Source organism: Mariniluteicoccus flavus (genome assembly GCF_054776655.1).
This window is the reverse complement of the sequence record NZ_BAAHBN010000015.1, coordinates 15,471-31,845: the sequence shown is the minus strand read 5'-3', so window position 1 is coordinate 31,845 and position 16,375 is coordinate 15,471. Positions and strand designations below refer to the sequence as shown.

General features: G+C 71.0%; 15 protein-coding genes. 6 read left to right on the top strand and 9 right to left on the bottom strand.

What is annotated here, in order from left to right; genetic code table 11:
• Nucleotides 1–23 precede the first annotated feature (23 nt).
• Nucleotides 24–632 carry an RNA 2',3'-cyclic phosphodiesterase gene (gene thpR / locus ACYVAG_RS16435; protein WP_460771462.1) on the bottom strand — a complete coding sequence of 203 codons (609 nt, stop codon included), beginning with the start codon at nt 630–632 and terminating at the stop codon, nt 24–26.
• A 76-nt stretch (nt 633–708) separates the two neighbouring features.
• Here thpR and ACYVAG_RS16430 point away from each other — a divergent pair, with 76 nt between their 5' ends.
• The 3 genes from ACYVAG_RS16430 to ACYVAG_RS16420 are packed head-to-tail and all read left to right on the top strand — an operon-like array spanning nt 709 to nt 4,469.
• Nucleotides 709–1,434 carry an ATP-binding cassette domain-containing protein gene (locus ACYVAG_RS16430; RefSeq protein ID WP_460771460.1) on the top strand — a complete coding sequence of 242 codons (726 nt, stop codon included), beginning with the start codon at nt 709–711 and terminating at the stop codon, nt 1,432–1,434.
• A 39-nt stretch (nt 1,435–1,473) separates the two neighbouring features.
• Nucleotides 1,474–3,789 carry a YhgE/Pip family protein gene (locus ACYVAG_RS16425; protein WP_460771459.1) on the top strand — a complete coding sequence of 772 codons (2,316 nt, stop codon included), beginning with the start codon at nt 1,474–1,476 and terminating at the stop codon, nt 3,787–3,789.
• Between the two features lie 8 nt (nt 3,790–3,797).
• The gene (locus ACYVAG_RS16420; RefSeq protein WP_460771457.1) at nt 3,798–4,469 is read left to right on the top strand and encodes a TetR/AcrR family transcriptional regulator; all 672 of its coding nucleotides are present in this window, start codon (nt 3,798–3,800) and stop codon (nt 4,467–4,469) included.
• Between the two features lie 2 nt (nt 4,470–4,471).
• Here ACYVAG_RS16420 and ACYVAG_RS16415 read toward each other — a convergent pair whose 3' ends face one another.
• The gene (locus tag ACYVAG_RS16415) at nt 4,472–4,957 is read right to left on the bottom strand and encodes a hypothetical protein (RefSeq protein ID WP_460771454.1); all 486 of its coding nucleotides are present in this window, start codon (nt 4,955–4,957) and stop codon (nt 4,472–4,474) included.
• 36 nt (nt 4,958–4,993) lie between these two features.
• Between ACYVAG_RS16415 and ACYVAG_RS16410 the strand changes: the two genes are divergently transcribed.
• Genes ACYVAG_RS16410 through ACYVAG_RS16400 form a run of 3 tightly spaced genes read left to right on the top strand, consistent with a single transcriptional unit; the run spans nt 4,994 to nt 9,078 of the window.
• Nucleotides 4,994–6,043 (top strand): ATP-dependent DNA ligase, encoded by a 1,050-nt coding sequence (locus tag ACYVAG_RS16410; RefSeq protein ID WP_460771453.1) that lies wholly within the window; start codon nt 4,994–4,996, stop codon nt 6,041–6,043.
• Between the two features lie 46 nt (nt 6,044–6,089).
• Nucleotides 6,090–8,642, top strand: coding sequence for an HAD-IC family P-type ATPase (locus ACYVAG_RS16405; protein ID WP_460771451.1), 2,553 nt, complete (start codon nt 6,090–6,092; stop codon nt 8,640–8,642).
• A 52-nt stretch (nt 8,643–8,694) separates the two neighbouring features.
• Nucleotides 8,695–9,078 carry a PPOX class F420-dependent oxidoreductase gene (locus tag ACYVAG_RS16400; RefSeq protein ID WP_460771449.1) on the top strand — a complete coding sequence of 128 codons (384 nt, stop codon included), beginning with the start codon at nt 8,695–8,697 and terminating at the stop codon, nt 9,076–9,078.
• On the opposite strand, the gene ACYVAG_RS16395 is transcribed toward ACYVAG_RS16400, so the two are convergent.
• From ACYVAG_RS16395 to ACYVAG_RS16365, 7 genes are read right to left on the bottom strand one after another with little or no spacing between them, the layout of a single operon-like run.
• Nucleotides 9,068–9,979, bottom strand: coding sequence for a DMT family transporter (locus ACYVAG_RS16395; RefSeq protein WP_460771447.1), 912 nt, complete (start codon nt 9,977–9,979; stop codon nt 9,068–9,070). The two genes, ACYVAG_RS16400 and ACYVAG_RS16395, sit on opposite strands and share 11 nt — an antisense overlap.
• Before the next feature lie 9 nt (nt 9,980–9,988).
• Complete coding sequence (locus ACYVAG_RS16390) at nt 9,989–10,939, bottom strand: dihydrodipicolinate synthase family protein (protein ID WP_460771446.1); 951 nt, start codon at nt 10,937–10,939, stop codon at nt 9,989–9,991.
• A 33-nt stretch (nt 10,940–10,972) separates the two neighbouring features.
• A complete protein-coding gene (locus ACYVAG_RS16385; RefSeq protein ID WP_460771444.1) occupies nt 10,973–12,379 on the bottom strand; it encodes a glycoside hydrolase family protein in 1,407 nt (468 codons plus the stop codon).
• Nucleotides 12,376–13,392, bottom strand: coding sequence for an ABC transporter ATP-binding protein (locus tag ACYVAG_RS16380; RefSeq protein ID WP_460771442.1), 1,017 nt, complete (start codon nt 13,390–13,392; stop codon nt 12,376–12,378). Before ACYVAG_RS16380 ends, ACYVAG_RS16385 begins: the two co-directional genes overlap by 4 nt.
• The gene (locus ACYVAG_RS16375) at nt 13,382–14,431 is read right to left on the bottom strand and encodes an ABC transporter ATP-binding protein (protein WP_460771440.1); all 1,050 of its coding nucleotides are present in this window, start codon (nt 14,429–14,431) and stop codon (nt 13,382–13,384) included. The genes ACYVAG_RS16380 and ACYVAG_RS16375 overlap by 11 nt, the downstream gene beginning before the upstream one ends.
• Entirely contained in the window at nt 14,428–15,405 is a 978-nt protein-coding gene (locus ACYVAG_RS16370) for an ABC transporter permease (RefSeq protein WP_460771438.1), read from the bottom strand. The genes ACYVAG_RS16375 and ACYVAG_RS16370 overlap by 4 nt, the downstream gene beginning before the upstream one ends.
• A 10-nt stretch (nt 15,406–15,415) precedes the next feature.
• Nucleotides 15,416–16,369 (bottom strand): ABC transporter permease, encoded by a 954-nt coding sequence (locus tag ACYVAG_RS16365; RefSeq protein WP_460771436.1) that lies wholly within the window; start codon nt 16,367–16,369, stop codon nt 15,416–15,418.
• Between the last annotated feature and the right edge of the window lie 6 nt (nt 16,370–16,375).

Genomic DNA, 16,375 nt, shown 5'->3' with positions numbered 1-16,375 from the left:
GTCGCCGACACCCCCGCGGGGTCTCAGGCCGTGGATCCGTCGAGGACGTCCCACCACCGGTCCTCGCCGCGACCGAACGGCAGGCGCGCCACGGTCTCGTGGCGTACGCGGTTGCCGCGGCCCTCGTTGGTGAACGACTCGACGACGACCAGCTCGCGGGCGGCGAAGCGTACGCCGGGGAACGCGTCGATCACCCGCAGCCAGGAGGTCGAGTCGAACCGCGGCTTGGTGCGCGCCAGCGTCAGGTGGGGCACGAACTTCGTGCCGTCGGGCTCGGTGCCGGCCCGGCTCGCGGCGGCGCGGCAGCCACGCGACAGCGCGGCGAGCTGGTCGCCGCCCTCGACGACGGCGAGATAGAGCTGGCGCGTCTCGATCGGGTCGGGGAACGCCCCCGCCCCGGCCAGCCGAACGTCGAACGGCCGGGCGGCCGCCGCGACCTCGCGGAGGTTCTCGACCAGCGGCTCGTACGCCCGGTCGGGCACGTCGCCGCAGAACAACGTGGTCAGGTGCCAGTGGTGGTCCGGCACCCACCGCAGGCGCGCGTCGGCGTCGCGTCGCGGCCCGAAGAACTCCTCCATCTCCTCGACAACGTCCGCGGGCGGATACACCGCGGCGAACATGCGTGAACCCATGGGGCGATCCTCCCACGAAGCGCACGACCACGAGGGCAATTTGTTTTTGACCTGACTGGTCAGGTTAAATAGAACCGTGAGTGACGACATCGATCTCCTTGACCCGGAACCGGAAATGGAGCCAGAACCGGAAGCCCAGCCCGCGCCCTCCCCCGCCCTCGAGGCGCACGCCCTCTCCCTAACCGGCGACCGCGGCCCGGTCTTCGGCCCCCTGGACCTCCAGGTCGCGCGCGGCGAGGTGGCCGCCCTCGTCGGCCCCGAGGGCTCGGGCCGCACGGCCCTGCTGCTCGCGCTCGTCGGCCGCATGGCGACGACGTCCGGGGATCTCACGGTGCTCGGCCACCGCCTCCCTCGCGGGCGCCGCGAGGTCCATCGTCGCTCGACGCTGGCGAACTTCGCCGACATCGACCAGCTCGACGAAGGACTGACGGTCCACGAGGTGCTCGCCGAGCGCGCCGCGATCCTGGCGCCCCTGTGGCGCCCCGCCCCGCGCACCGACCAGGAGGGCGTCATCCGTCTGTGCGCCCCGGTGTTCGGCGACCGGCCGATTCCCCCCGCCGATGAGCAGATCTGGCACCTCGGGGCTCTCGACGTCGTCCTCCTGCGGCTGACGGTCGCCCTGATGGGCGACCCCGAGCTTCTCGTCGTCGACGACGTCGACGCCCTGAGCGATCCCGATCACCAACGTGTCGTCTGGGGCGCGCTGGCCCGGCTGGCGGCCGATCGTGGCACCACGATCGTGGCCACGACGACCACCACCGACGCCGTGCCCGCCGACGCCACCCTCATCGACCTCGTCTGACCCCAGACGCCCCCGATCCCCATCCACGAAGGATTTCCCGTGTTCAGCACCTTCCGCTTCGGCACCGAGCTCCGCCGCTTCGGGCGTACGCGCATGTCGCGGCTCGCGCTCGTCGTCGGCGTGTGCATCCCCCTGCTCTATGGCGCTCTCTATCTCTGGGCGTTCTGGAACCCCACCGACCACCTCGACAAGGTGCAGGTGGCCCTGGTCAACCAGGACGCGGGCGCGACCCGCGACGACACCCGCGTCACCGCGGGCGACGACCTCGCCGGCAAGCTCCTCGAGTCCAGGGCGCTGGGATGGCGGCGTACGAGCGCCGTGGAGGCCGCCGACGGACTCGAGCAGGGCCGCTATGTCGCCGTGCTGACCATTCCCCGCGACTTCTCCCTGGCCGTCACCACCCTCGGGACCGACCATCCGGTCCAGGCACCGCTGCGCGTCACCTATGACGACGCCCAGGGCTACACGACGCGGACGATCCTGGCCTCGGTCATGCGCGAAGTGCGCACGGCTGCTGCCGATGGGGTCGGCGAGGCCGCGGTCGACAAGCTGTTCATCGGCTTCACCGACATCCATGCGGGGCTGGTCCAGGCCCGCGACGGAGCGAACCAGCTGGGCGACGGGACCCACGACGCCCGCGACGGTTCCACCAGGCTCACCGACGGGGCGTCGCAGCTGCGTGACGGCGCCGGCACCCTGTCGGCGAAGACCGGCGAGGCCGCCGAGGGCGCCCACAGGCTCCACGAGGGCACCGCGCTGGCCGCCTCCGGCTCCGCCGACCTGGCCGACGGAGCCGGTCGCCTGGCGACGGGCGCGACCCAACTCTCGGCCGGAGCCCGCCAGCTCGCCGACGGGTCCGGCCAGCTTGCGACCGGGGCGGACACCCTGGCCGGCGGCACCCAGAAGGCGGCCACGGGTGCGTCCGCGCTCCACACCGGGCTGGACACGCTGGCCGGCCAGACCGCCCAGCTGCCGGCGCAGACCCGCGCCCTCGCCGACGGATCGGCTCGGGTCGCAGCAGGCAACCAGCAGATCGCCACGAAGGTCACCACGGCAACCACGACCCTCACCACCGGGCTCGACGAGGTCGAACGGGTCACCCGCCAGCTCCCCGACTCCGATCCCCACCGGTCGGAGATCCTGGCCGGGATCAGCGAGGCCCGCGCCCGTGCCGGTCAGGTGCGCAGCGACGTCACCACCCTCGCCGACGGGTCACAGCAGGTGGCCGACGGCAACCGCGCGCTGGCGGAGCGTACGCCCGCGCTCACGAACGGCATCGCCACCGCCGCCGCGAAGTCGGGGGAGCTGTCGAGCGGGCTCGGCACCCTGGCGACCGGGTCGTCCACGTTGGCCACCAAGTCCCATGAGCTGGCGCGCGGCGCCGGCACGCTCGCAGAGAAGACGGGCCAACTCAGCGACGGCGCGGCGACCCTGTCGAGTGGCGCCACGCAGCTCGCCGCAGGCAGCCGCGAGCTCGACGCCGGCGCGGCCCGGCTCGACAGCGGGATGGTCCAGCTGCGCGACGGCGCGTCCACGCTTGCCACGAAGACCGGCGAACTGCGGGACGGCGCGGCGAGACTCGGTGACGGCATCGCCCGCATCGACGACGGTACGCACGAGCTTGCGGGCAGGCTCGGCGAGGCCGTCGGGCAGGTGCCGAACCTGTCCGCCTCCGAGCGCCAGGCGAACGCGTCCGCCATCTCGGCGCCCGTCAGCCTCGACCAGGCCTGGAACCACAAGGCGCTCAGCCAGGGCGAGGGCTTCGCGCCCTACTTCATCGGCCTCGCGCTCTATGTGGGGGCCATGATCCTGTGGATGCTGCTGCGCCCCCTGTCGAACCGCACGCTGGCAGCCCCGGTTCCCGCGGTCCGCGTGGTGCTCGCCAACTGGCTGCCGGCCGTCGTGCTCGGCGTGGCCCAGGCGATGCTGTTGCTCGGCGTGCTCGTCGGCGCCCTCGGCATGAGGCCCGCCCACGTGCTGGCCACGCTGGGCTTCATCCTGCTCGTGTCGCTCGCGTACGTGTCGCTGCAGCAGACCTTCAACATCGTCTTCGGTTCGTCGGTGGGTCGCGTCGTGACGCTCGTCGTGCTGACCATGCAGATCACGTCGTCGGGGGGCACCTACCCCGCGGAGACGACGCCCGCCTTCTTCCAGACCCTCCACCGGGCGCTCCCGCTGACCCAGGTGGTCAACGGGCTGCGCGGGTCCATCACCGGCGACCTCAACCACCAGTTCTGGGCCGCCGTGGCCTACCTGCTCGTGCTCACCGGCGCCTCGCTCGCCGTGTCCACCTGGGCCGCCGTCCGCAAACGCGTATGGTCGATGAGCCGACTCCACCCCGCCATCTCGCTGTGAGGACCACGATGGGCAGCACGCCGACCACGACCGCGCCGATCACCACGACGGACATCCCCGTCGAGGGCTCGGGCGACGGTCGCACGGCCCGGCGTACGCGCACCCGCGCCCGCATCCTCGCGGCGGCCGCCCACCTCATGGCCGACCGGGGCGTGACGGGCACCTCGATCGACGACGTGGCCGCGCAGGCCGGCGTCGCCAAGGGGTCGGTCTTCTACAACTTCGGCTCGAAGGACGCCCTGTGCCGCGCGGTCGTCGGGGGCGGGGTCGACCAGCTCACGGAGGCCATCGCCGGTGCGCGCGTCGGGCGCGAGGGCTGGGAGGCCCTCGACTCCGCCGCCCTGGCGCTTCTGGTCTCGGTCGACGACGCCCCCGACATGGGTCAGGTGCTCGCCACGGAGCTGTTCCGGCGGGGACGTCCGTGGCAGGACGACCTCGGGGAGCTGCGGTCGCGGCTCATCGACCCGCTGGCAGAAATTCTTGGTGAGGTGCACCGGGCGCGCAGGGCCGCCGGCCTCAGCTCGGCCGAGCCCGACGTCGACCACTTCGCCACCGTCGCCGTCTCGTTCCTCGGGGCCCTGATGTTCGCGGCCCTGGACCGCCGGGCCTTCGCGCCGGAGCGGCGCCTGGACGACGTCCACGCGGCGCTGCTGCTCACGGTGTCCGGCCTGCAGGCCTGACCTCAGCGCCCGGCGCTCAGCCGGCGCGCTTCGGCGTCGTGCTGGTCGAGCGTCAGGGACAGACCACGCTCGGGATATTCCCTGCGTACGCGTCCGTTCCCGCAGATCACCGACGGCTTCCCGCCGAGCGTTCCGCGGTCGAACCGCACCTCGCGCCACGGGATGCGGACCTCGCGGGGGCCGTCGAACAGGAGGACACCGCCCGGCTGGAGGACCCAGGCGACGCCGTTGGGCGCCTTCAGCTTGGTCCCTGACGCGAGGACTCCAGCGGCCACCAGGGCGCCGACCAGGGCGATGATCGCGCCGAGCACCAGCCAGATGTAGTAGGTCGCGTGGCCCAACTGGTCGAAGATCAGGCCCACGTGCGCCCCGCTCACGATCGCCACGATGGACGCCACGACCATCAGCAGGCCGACCGCGAGGACGAGTGCCCCGACGATCCGGTGGGCTCCCCCGCGTACGGGGGTGTAGTTCACGACGACGTCCATGATCGGATCGTAGCCCGCGGCCGTACGCTTGCCCGCATGGACCTCCCTGTCATGCCGCCGGTCAAGCCGATGCTGGCCAAGGTGGCCTCGGCGATCCCGCCGGGCCTGCGCTATGAGCCCAAGTGGGACGGGTTCCGCACCATCGTGTTCCGCGACGGCGACGAGGTCGTCCTCGGGTCGCGCAACGAGAAGCCCCTGACGCGCTATTTCCCCGAGGTGGTCGCCCAGGTCCTCGCCCAGCTGCCCCAACGCTGCGTCGTCGACGGCGAGATCGTCTGCGTCGACGCGGCCGGCACCGGCCTCGACTTCGAGGCGCTTCAGCAGCGCATCCACCCTGCGGACTCCCGCGTACGCCTGCTCGCCGAGCGGACGCCCGCCGAGTTCGTGGCGTTCGACCTCCTCGCCCTCGGCGACGACGACCTCACCGGCGAGCCGTTCGACACCCGGCGATCGCTGCTGGAGAAGGTGTTCGCCGACATCGAGCCGCCGCTCCACCTCACCCCGCTGACGACCGACGAGGCCGAGGCCGCGCGCTGGTTCGACGAGTTCGAGGGTGCAGGACTCGACGGCCTGGTCGCGAAGGCGCCGGGACTGGCGTACCAGCCGGACAAGCGGGTGATGGCCAAGATCAAGCACGTGCGCACGGCCGACTGCGTCGTCGCGGGGTTCCGCGTCCACAAGTCGGGCCCGGAGACGGTCGGCTCGCTGCTGTTGGGCCTGCACACCGACGACGGCCAGCTGGCGCCGGTCGGCGTGATCGGCGCGTTCCCGATGGCCCGCCGCCGCGAGCTGTACGCCGAACTCCAGCCGCTGGTCTGCGACTTCGCCGACCACCCGTGGTCGTGGGCCGAGGGCGGCGGTGGAACCGGCGCGGCGTCGCGCTGGAACGCCGGCAAGGACCTGACGTTCACCCCGCTGCGACCCGAGCTCGTCGTCGAGGCGAAATACGACTTCATGGAGGGCACACGTTTTCGCCACACCGCCCAGTTCGTGCGCTGGCGGCCCGACCGCGAGCCCGCGTCGTGCACGTTCGCCCAGCTCGAGCAGCCGGTGGCCTTCGACCTGCGCGAGGTGTTGGCGCGCTGAGCCCGCGTCCGCGTCCTGACCACGTGGTCTGCACTATCCTCCCTCCATGCAGCAGGATTCCGGCGTCGCGACGCCGCTCACCGGCCTGACCGCCGCGGAGGTGGCCGAGCGCGTCGCGCGCGGCGAGACCAACGCGGCCGCCCATGGCACCTCGCGCTCGGTCTGGCAGATCACGCGCGCGAACCTGTTCAACTTCTTCAACAACATCCTGTTCGTGATCGGGGCCGCCCTGATCGCGCTCGGGCGCTACAACGACGCGTTCACCAGCGTCGGGCTCGGCCTCATCAACGCCCTGATCGGGACCGTGCAGGAGGTCCGCGCGAAGAAGCAGCTCGACCGGATCGCGCTGACCTCACGCGTCCCTGCGCGCGTGGTCCGCGACGGTGCCGAAGTCGACATCGACCCCGACCAGCTCGTGCTCGGCGACGTCGTCGTGGCGCGCCCCGGCGACCAGGTGCTCGTCGACGGCCGGGTCACCGGCGACACCGTCCTCGGCATCGACGAGTCGCTGCTGACCGGCGAGGCCGACGTGCTCCGCAAGGCGCCCGGCGACGCGATCCTGTCCGGCAGCGTCGTCGTCAGCGGCCACGGCCACTTCGAGGCGACGGGCGTGGGCGAGGCATCGTACGCCCACGGGCTCACGGCCTCGGCGCGCGAGTTCGTGCCGACCCAGACGCCCCTGCAGCGGCAGGTCAACATCATCGTCCGCGCCGTCACGCTCGTCGTCGCCCTGATGAGCTTCGCCATCCTCTTCCAGGCGATCCTCGAGAACTTCGCGCTCGCCCGCATCGTCCAGGTGTCGGCCGTCCTGTCGGGCCAGGTCCCCTACGGCCTGTTCTTCCTCATCGCCCTCGCGTACGCCGCCGGGGCGGCCACGCTGGCCAGGCGCGGCGCTCTGGTGCAGCAGACCAACGCCGTCGAGAGCCTCGCCAACATCGACACCGTGTGCCTCGACAAGACCGGCACGCTGACCGCGAACCGTCTCGAGCTCGCCGAGGTCCACGCCTTCGTGCCCGCCTCCGACGCCGACGTACGCCGGGTCCTGGGCGCGTACGCGCACTCCACCGGCTCGCCGAACGGCACGTCCGAGGCGCTGGCCGCCGGACTCCCGGGCGAGGCGGGCGCGACGCTCGAGGTGCCGTTCCAGTCGTCGACCAAATGGTCGGCGCAGTCCCTGCCCGCCGCCGTGCTCGGTGACCGCGCCGACGACTGGGCCACGCTCGTGCTCGGCGCGCCCGAGGTGCTCGCGCCCCACCTCGCCGACGCGGCGCTGTTCGCCCCCGGCGGTCCGGGTGATGCCCAGCAGGCGGCGTGGACCGACCGTGGCCTTCGCGTGCTGCTCGTTGCGGCTTCGCCCAAGCCCATCACGCCCGGTGCCGGCGAGACCCCGGCCGCCTTCGACCCACGCTCCCTGACCCCCGTCGCCCTGGTCGCGCTGCGCGACGAGCTGCGCCCGCAGGCGCTGGAAACCCTGAAGATGCTCGCCGCCGGCGGCACCGACATCAAGATCATCAGCGGCGACAGCCCGCGTACGGTCGCGGCGCTGGCGAAGCAGGCCGACCTCGGGCCCGACATCCTGATGGTCACGGGGCCCGAGCTGGACGCCCTGGGCGACGGGGAGTTCGCCGAGGCCGCGAAGACCGGCACGATCTTCGGCCGCGCCACGCCGGCGCACAAGGAGCGACTCGTGCAGGCGCTCAAGGCACAGGGGCGCTATGTGGCGATGCTCGGCGACGGCACCAACGACGCCCTGTCGCTGAAGCGCGCCGACGTCGGCATCGCCATGGAGTCGGGTGCGACGATCACCCGCAACGTCGCCGACATGGTGCTGCTGAAGGACTCGTTCGCCGCCGTCGGGCCGGCGATGATCGAGGGCCGGCGCATCGCCGACGGCCTGACCAAGTCGCTCTACCTGTTCATCCCGCGGGTGATCACGTCGATCCTCGTGATCGTGTTCGTGACGATGCTCGGCATGGGGTTCCCCTATTCACCCGCCCAGGTCGCGCTCACGCTCTTCACCGTCGGCATCCCGAGCCTCGCGCTCACGCTGTGGTCGCGGCCCGACCCGGTGAAACCCCACCTGCTGCGCCGCATCGTCGAGTTCGCCCTGCCTGCGGGCATCGTCACGGCGGTCTTCGCGACCTCGATCTACGCGATGTTCCACGAGCTCATCGCGCGCTCGTTCCAGATCGGGCGCATCCCACCGGGCGCAGCGGAGCGATGGGCCCAATACACCGGCGTCGCCGCCTCGTCCTCGGAGTTCAGCGAGGCCGCGGCCACGATCATCGCCCAGACCGCGATGTCCACGTTCGTCTCGTTCTGCGCCTTCGGGCTGATCCTGTTCGTCGAGCCGCCCGCGCGGTTCTTCACCGGGTGGGCGCCGGTCAGCCCCGACAAGCGGCCGTTGTGGTTGGTCGTGGGCCTGTTTGCGACCTACATGGTCGTGCTCCACGTCGAGGTCACCGCGAACTACTTCGGCCTGCTCACCCCCCACGGCCCCGAGTGGAAGGTGTACGCAGTCGCCTTCCCCCTGTGGTTCCTGACCCTGCGTACGCTGTGGCGACACCGCCTGTTCCCGCGCATGCTCGGGCTGGACTGACGCGTACGCCGGCCCTCGTGGCCCCCGCGATCACCACACACCAAGGAGAACGATGAACCTGCTCGACCTCGCCGACGAGGACTTCGTCTCCCCGACCACCTTCCGCCGCAGCGGTGCCGCCGTGCCGACGACCGTCTGGCTCGGCCGCGACGGCGACGCGCTCGTGGTGATCACGCCGGCGTCGTCCGGCAAGCTCAAACGACTGGCGCACACGTCGCGCGTGGAACTGCGGCCCTGCTCGCGGCGCGGGAAGGTCGAGCCGGGCGCCCCGACGCTGACGGGTCACGCGACCGTCATCGACGACCCCGTCGGTGTGGCGCGTGTCCGCGGCATCATGGCCCGCAAGTACGGCCTCGAGTTCCGGGTGTTCATGTTCGTCGAGCGCCTGATCAAGCGCGAGGACGTGTCGCGGGTCGGGATCCGGATCACGGCCTGACGGCCGGCTCAGCCTCGGTGACCCCTGCGGGAGCTGCCCGCGACTGCACCAGGCAGGCGGCGGCGCCCAGGACGAGCGCAGCCATCGTCCAGCCCGTCAGCCTCTCGCCGAGTGCCAGCCAGCCCATCACCGTGGCGCCTGCGGGGATCACCGCGAAAAGGATGGATGCGCCACGCGCTCCGGAGCGTCGGATGCACTGCGCATACAAGGTCGTCGCGCCGACCGAGCTGAAGACCACCATCACTGCCAACAGCACGAGCGCGCGCGGCCAGTCGGTGACGTGCTGGGGCAGGGCCAGGACGAGTACGCCCGCCACCGGCGTCGACACCGTCAGCCCGATCGCCCCGATGAGCAGCACATCCATGCCCCGAAGGTGCCGCGCCTGGTGGATCCCGCCCAGGGAGAGTCCCAGCATGGCGATCAACACCGTCACCACGGCGATGCCAGAGCGCTGGTCGGCGAGCAGCTTCGGCAGGCACGCGAGGATGACGGCCCCGGTCGCGAGGACCAACGCGGCCATCCCCAGCCGAGACTCCCTGTGGCCGTGCATCGCGGCCAGGAGACCGGCCGTCACCACCGGGTTCAGGGCGATGATCAGCGAGACGAGCCCACTCGAGACCCCGTGCGACAGCCCCCAATAGACGCCGAGGAACTGCACGGCCTGCGTCAGCAGGCCGACCACGACCGTGTGGCCGACCTGGGCGCGGCTGGGGCGTTCGAACCCGCGTACCGCGAGGATCGCCCACAGCAACAGCGCCGACGCGGCGAACCGCAGCAGGATCACCAGGAACGGCGACATGACCGCCACCGAGGCCGCGCCGATGGGGTAGCCGGCGGCGTACAGGATCACGGTCGGCACGGCGAGCGCGGCCGGCAGGCGGCGTTCGGCGGGCGCGGTCATGGAGGATTTCTATCCTGTCGGTCGCCCCTGCGCCATCAGTCCCGCCCGTTGGAGATAGGGCACGATCGCCGCGATCTCCGCATCGTCCAGCGCGATGTAGGGCGGCGACATGATCGCGCAGTCGATCACGCCGAGCAGCTTCAACCCCGCCTTGAACGCGCCGAGCGCCGACGAGCCCCGGCCCATGCGCGCCCCCGACCCGACATCGACCAGCGGGAACATGCGGAACAGCCGTTCCTGCTCGAGCATCGCGGCGTCGAGGTCACGGCGCTGGTAGGCCTCCCACAGCCGCACATAGCCGGCCGGGTCGAGGTTGCCCATGCCGGGCACGATGCCGCCCGCGCCGAACATCAGCGCGCTGTCGGCAGTCACTTCGGAGCCGGTCAGCACGACGGCGTCCGTGATGCCCCGGTCGCGTGCGCCGAGGGCCAGCGCGCGCAGCCCGGCCTCGTCGCCCGACGAGTCCTTCACCCCGGCGAGCACGCCGTCGGCCATCAGCGCCAGCATGTGGTGGTGGTCGAGCTTCGTGCCGACCGAGCCCGGAAGGTCGTACGCGTACACCCCCACGTCGCCGCACACCTCCTTGATCAGCCGGAAGTGCCGGTCGATCTCGGCGGGATGCGTCCGCGTGTAGAACGGCGCCGTCGCGACGATGCCGTCGACCCCCAGGGCGAGCGCCCGGCGCACGTGGACGACCACGCGCGGCGTCGTCATGTCGACCACCCCGGCCACGACCGGGACGCGCCCGGCCGCCCTCGCGAGGATCGTCTCCAGCACCCGGTCGCGGTGGGGGTCGGGAAGGAACGCCACCTCGCTGGTGGTCCCCAGCGCGAACAGCCCGTGCACGCCCCCGGCAAGCAGGTGGTCGACGAGGCGGTCGAGGCTCGCGGTGTCGACCTCGAGGTCAGGGGTCAGCGGGGTGGCGACGGGCGGGACGACCCCGCGCAGCAGCGATGGCATGGTCAGCTCCGGAGGACTCGATGGATGGATGGGTCAGGTCTGGGCGGTGCGGTCGAGGACCAGGTCCCCCCGTACGCCGTGGACGGTCGCGCCGGCGCACTCCAGGACGAGCAGGGTGTCACGCCCGGTCGAGACCTCGGCGGCGTCGAAGGAGACCGCCTGCCACCCCGACCCGGTCAGGGGCGCAGCGTCCGCGCCGGTGCGGTCGCGGGTCTCGGCATCCAGCAGGCGGCAGGTGACCGCCCCGCCCTCGGCCACGTCGGCATGGACCTGCAGGTCCGGCCCCGCGACGCGGAACGGGCCGGCGACCAGCGTCCCGGACCCGTGCGTGGGCGCGTACCCCGCCAACCGGTCGAGCTGGATCTCCGCGCGGCCCAGCGCGGTCTCGCGGAAGCCGGTGTGGCGGCCGTTGCCGCCCATGTAGTAGAGCCACCAGCGCCCGTCGATCTCCACCGGTGCGCTCGCATAGATGCACCCCGCGTCGAACTCCGCGTCGGGATAGACACCCGAGCCGCGCTCGAGCAGCGGTCGATAGGCCAGGGGGAACTGCCACGTGTCCACCCGGCTGGCGGCCATCAGCACGAGGTCGACGGTGTCCCAGCCCTCCCGCGACCGGTCGCCGTCGTGATAGATCGAGCCGAAACCGATGTACGCCCCGTCCAGCGGCATCACCGGGAAGGCGTAGATCTGGTTCCACGCGTCCACCCCGCGTACGCATTCCACGGGCTTCGACCAGTCGAGGAAGTCGTCGCTGGTCGACACGGCCTGGACGCGGAGTCCGTCGCGCCAGATGCGGGTGATGAGGACATAGCGGCCGCTGTCCGGGTCGCGGAAGACGAAGTTGTGGGTGTCGGCGACGGGGTTGTGGACCGCCCAGGGTCGCGGGGCGCCGAAGTGGAGGCCGTCGGCCGAGAACGCGACGGCCATGTGGTGGCCGCGGTCGGACTTGTCGATGCGCGTGATGAGCTTGAACCGCCGCCCGGGATCGGGGTCGTCGGGGTCGATCAGCACGCCGGAGCCGTGCGCGCCGCGCATGAGGAGGTTGTTGGCGGTCGACCCGTCGAACTCGATGATGCCGAGGTCGGGCTTGGTCCAGGTGACGCCGTCGCGCGATTCGGCGTAGGCGAGGGCGAGCCGGCGCTTCGGCGAGACGACGTACGCGGTGGCGCCGCGCTCGTCGAGGGGGGTCTCCGCCGAGATGGGGTCGACGAAGAACGTCGTGTAGTAGAGGCGCAGGACCTCGGCGTCGTCGTCCCACAGGACGTTGGGGTAGCCGTTGTCGAAGCGAGCCTCGTAGGGACGGGGGTCGGGTGCGAACATCTCCTCGCCGAAGAAGGGTGAGGCGGGGTCCTTCGCGACGGGACCCGGCTCGAGCCGCATCCCGGAACACCAGTGGTGGACGATCGTTCCCGCGTCGTGGAAACGATAGGTCTGGGTCACGGGGTGCCCTTCGGTGGTGTGTCGAGGTGGCAGGCGACGCGGTGCAGCGGATCGGGGTCGGTGGCCTGGCGCAGCAGGGGCTCCTCGACCTTGCAGATGTCCATCACATGGGGGCACCGGTTGTGGAACGGGCAGCCCGTCGGCTTGTCGATGGGGCTCGGGACGTCGCCGGCCAGGACGATCCGCTCCCGCCGGGCGGTCTCCTCCATCGTCGGCACCGCGGAGATCAGCGCCTGCGTGTAGGGGTGTTCGGCGGTGCGGTGGAGGGTCGCGGACGGCAGTTCCTCCACCACCTTGCCGAGATACATCACGACCGTACGCCGGCTCACGTATTGGGCGACGCCGACGTCGTGGGAGATGAACATCATCGAGACGCCGGTCTCGGCCTGGATCTTCTTGAGCAGGTTGACGACCTGGGCCTGGATGGAGACGTCGAGGGCCGAGACCACCTCGTCGGCGATGATCAGCTCGGGGCTCACGGCCAGCGCGCGGGCGATGGCGAGGCGCTGGCGCTGGCCGCCGGAGAACTCGTGGGGGAAGCGCTGGAGGTATTCGGGCTGGACGTTGACCATGGCGCAGACGTCGGCGATGCGCCGGCGGCGCTCGTCGGTCGCCTTCGTGCCGTGCACCTGCAGCACCTCGTCCATCGAGTCGCCGACCCGCTGGCGCGGGTTGAACGACGTGTAGGGGTCCTGGAAGATCATCTGCACGCGCTTGCGGAACGCCATCTCGCGGCTGCCGCGGGCGTCGGTGACGTCGATCAGCCCACCGCTGGCGTCGGCGAACTCCAGCGTCCCGCCCGTGGGGCGCTCCAGCCGGGCGAGGACCCGGCCCAGCGTCGTCTTGCCGCAGCCCGACTCGCCGAGGACCGCAACGGTCTCACCGCGGCCGATCTCGAGGTCGACGCCGTCGACGGCCTTGACCTCGCCGACCTTGCGGCGCAGCACGCCGCCGAGCACGGAGAAATGCTTGGCCACGCCGGTGGCGCGGTAGAGCGGCGAGTCAGCGGTCATCGGACACCTCGCCATCCAGCAGCACACACCGCGCAACGTGTCCGCCGCCCGCGTCGCGGAACGCGATCACCCCGCTGCGGCAGCGGTCCCTCACGTGCGGGCAGCGGCCGGCGAACTCGCACCCGTCGGTCACGCTCGCCGGCGACGGCGTCTGGCCGGCGATGGTCCGCAGGGGCGTGTCGGGGTCCATGCCCATGGAGGGCACCGATTCCAGCAGCGCCTGGGTGTAGGGGTGGCGAGGGTCCTTCAGCACCTGGTCGCGGGTGCCGTGCTCGACGATGCGGCCGAGATACATCACCGCCACCTGATCGGCCACCTCGGCGACCAGCCCCATGTTGTGGGTGATGAGGATGACGGTCTTGCCCTCCTCGGCCTGCAGCCGCTTCAGCAGCTCCATGATCTGCGCCTGGATCGTGACGTCCAGCGCGGTCGTGGGCTCGTCGGCGATCAGCAGGTCGGGGTTGCAGATCATCGCCATGGCGATCATCACGCGCTGCCGCATGCCGCCCGACATCTCGTGGGGGTACGCGTCGTAGCGCCGCACCGGGTCGGGGATGCCGAGCTGTTCGAACATGGCGACGACCCGCGTACGCGCCTCCGTCTTCGACATCTTCTCGTGCAGCCGGAGGTTCTCGGCGACCTGTCTGCCGACCTTCTGGGCGGGGTTGAGCGACGACATGGTGTCCTGGAAGATCATGCCGATGCGCCCGCCGCGGAGGCCGCGGATCGCGCGGCCATAGCGGTCCATCGAGCTGAGCTCGTGGGTCTCGCCGTCCACGGACAGCACGATGCGGCCGTCGACGATGCGCCCGTTGTCGGGGAGCAGCTGGACGACCGAGTGGACCGTGACCGACTTGCCGCAGCCCGACTCCCCCACGATGCAGACGAACCCGCCGCGGGGGACGTCGAGCGACACGTCGCGCAGGATGTGGACCTCGCCGCCGTCGGTCGAGAACGTCACGTCGACGTCGGACAGGGACAGGATGGGGTCGGTCGCCCCGGCGTCGCTACGAGGCTGGTCCGCGCGTAGGGCCGTCATGCGTCCCTCCTGTTGCCGATGAGGTTCTCCTTGAGGACCTGCTTGACGGTGGTGCGGCGCTTCTTCGGGTCGAGCACGTCGCGCAGGCCGTCACCCGCGAGGTTCACGCCCACCACGAAGAGCACGATCGCTGCGGCCGGGAACACCCAGAGCCACCAGTACTGCTTCATCACGTCGGGCGACTGCGCCGCCGACAGGAGGTTGCCCCAGGTCGGCGTCGTGACCGGCACGCCCAGGCCGAGGAAGGACAGGCCCGCCTCGGCGATGATGTAGTGGGCGATGTTGATCGTGAACGCCACCAGGATCGGGCTCAGGGCGTTGGGCAGCATGTGCTTGAAGATGATCCGCGCCTTCGAGAACCCGAACGACCGCGCGGCCTCGACGTAGGTCTCCTCGCGCAGCGACATGAACTCGCCGCGCACCAGGCGGAACGTCGTCATCCAGCCGGTCAGCATGAACACGAGGATCACGTTGTTCACGCCCTGGCCGAGCAGCGACACGAAGATCAGCACGAGGATGAGGTTGGGGAACGTCATCACGATCTCGGAGATGCGCATCAGCACCGCGTCGACGGCGCCGCGCAGATAGCCCGCGATCGCCCCGAGGAACGTGCCGAGCAGCGTCTCGAGCAGCGACGCCATCACGCCGATGTAGATCGAGGTCTGGCCCCCGACGAGCACGCGGGCGAAGACGTCGCGCCCGAGCTGGTCGGTGCCCATCGGGTGGGCAGCGCTCGGCGGGCGTCGCGACTGCGTCGGGTTGATCGCGTTCGCGTCGTGGCCGGTCAGTTGGGCGGCGAACACCGAGGCCAGCACCATCAGCAGGATGATCGCGAGGCCCAGCATCACCGTGCGGTTGCGGACCAGCGAGCGGGCGTACGCGGCCAGTGCAGACTCCGGCTTGGCGGTGGCGGCGGCACCGGCGGCCGCGCGGTCGGACTGCTTGTCGGACGGGGTGTCCCTCAGCTCGGTCATCGTCGCTCCCTCAGCCCAACCGTACGCGGGGGTCGAGGATCGACTTGACGAGGTCGATCACGAACGAGGCCACGAGGATGACGATGGCGATCAACATGCTCGTCACCATGATCACCGGATAGTCCGACGACGACACCGCCGAGACGATGGTGCTGCCGATGCCGGGCCAGCGGAACAGCGTCTCGACGAGCACCGAGCCGCCGACCAGCAGCGGCAGCCGGAAGGCCAGGATCACCATGACCGGCCCCAGCGAGTTGCGGAAGACGTGGCCCCACAGGACCTTCCACTCGGGCACCCCCTTGCTGCGGGCGGTCTTCACGAACTCCTTGCCCATCGTGTCGAGGGTGGAGTTGCGCATGTAGCGGATCAGCACCGCCAACATGCCGAAGGTCAGCGAGGCCACCGGCAGGACCAGCTGCGGCAGGCGGTCGACGAACGTCACCTGACCGGGCAACATGCGCCCGCCGGTGGGCATCCACCCGAGCGTGTACGCGAACACCTGCAGCAGGATGATGCCGACGAAGAAGTCCGGGACCGAGATGCCGATGACGGCGATCGCCCGCGAGATGCCATCGGCGATGCCGCCCGGCTTCGCCCCGGCGAACAGGCCCAGGGTCAGGGCGATCGCGGTGGAGAGAAGCAGCGACAGGATGACGAGCTCGAACGTCGCCGGCAGGCGCAGCGCGAGGATCTGCATGATGCTCTGACCACTGCTGATGCTGTAGCCGAAGTCGCCGGTCAGCATGTCGCCGAGCCAGCGTACGTATTGCACCGGGAGCGGCGCGTTGAGGCCGAGCGACTCACGCAGTCGCTCGAGGTTGGCGGGGTCGCTCGCCGCGTCGGGCGGGACCATGTAGAGGATCGGATCCACCGGCGACAGGCGGATGGCGAAGAAGACCATCGCGCTGATCACCAGCGCCATGGGGATCAGGATCAGGACGCGCCTGACGATGAAGGTGACCACGGTGTC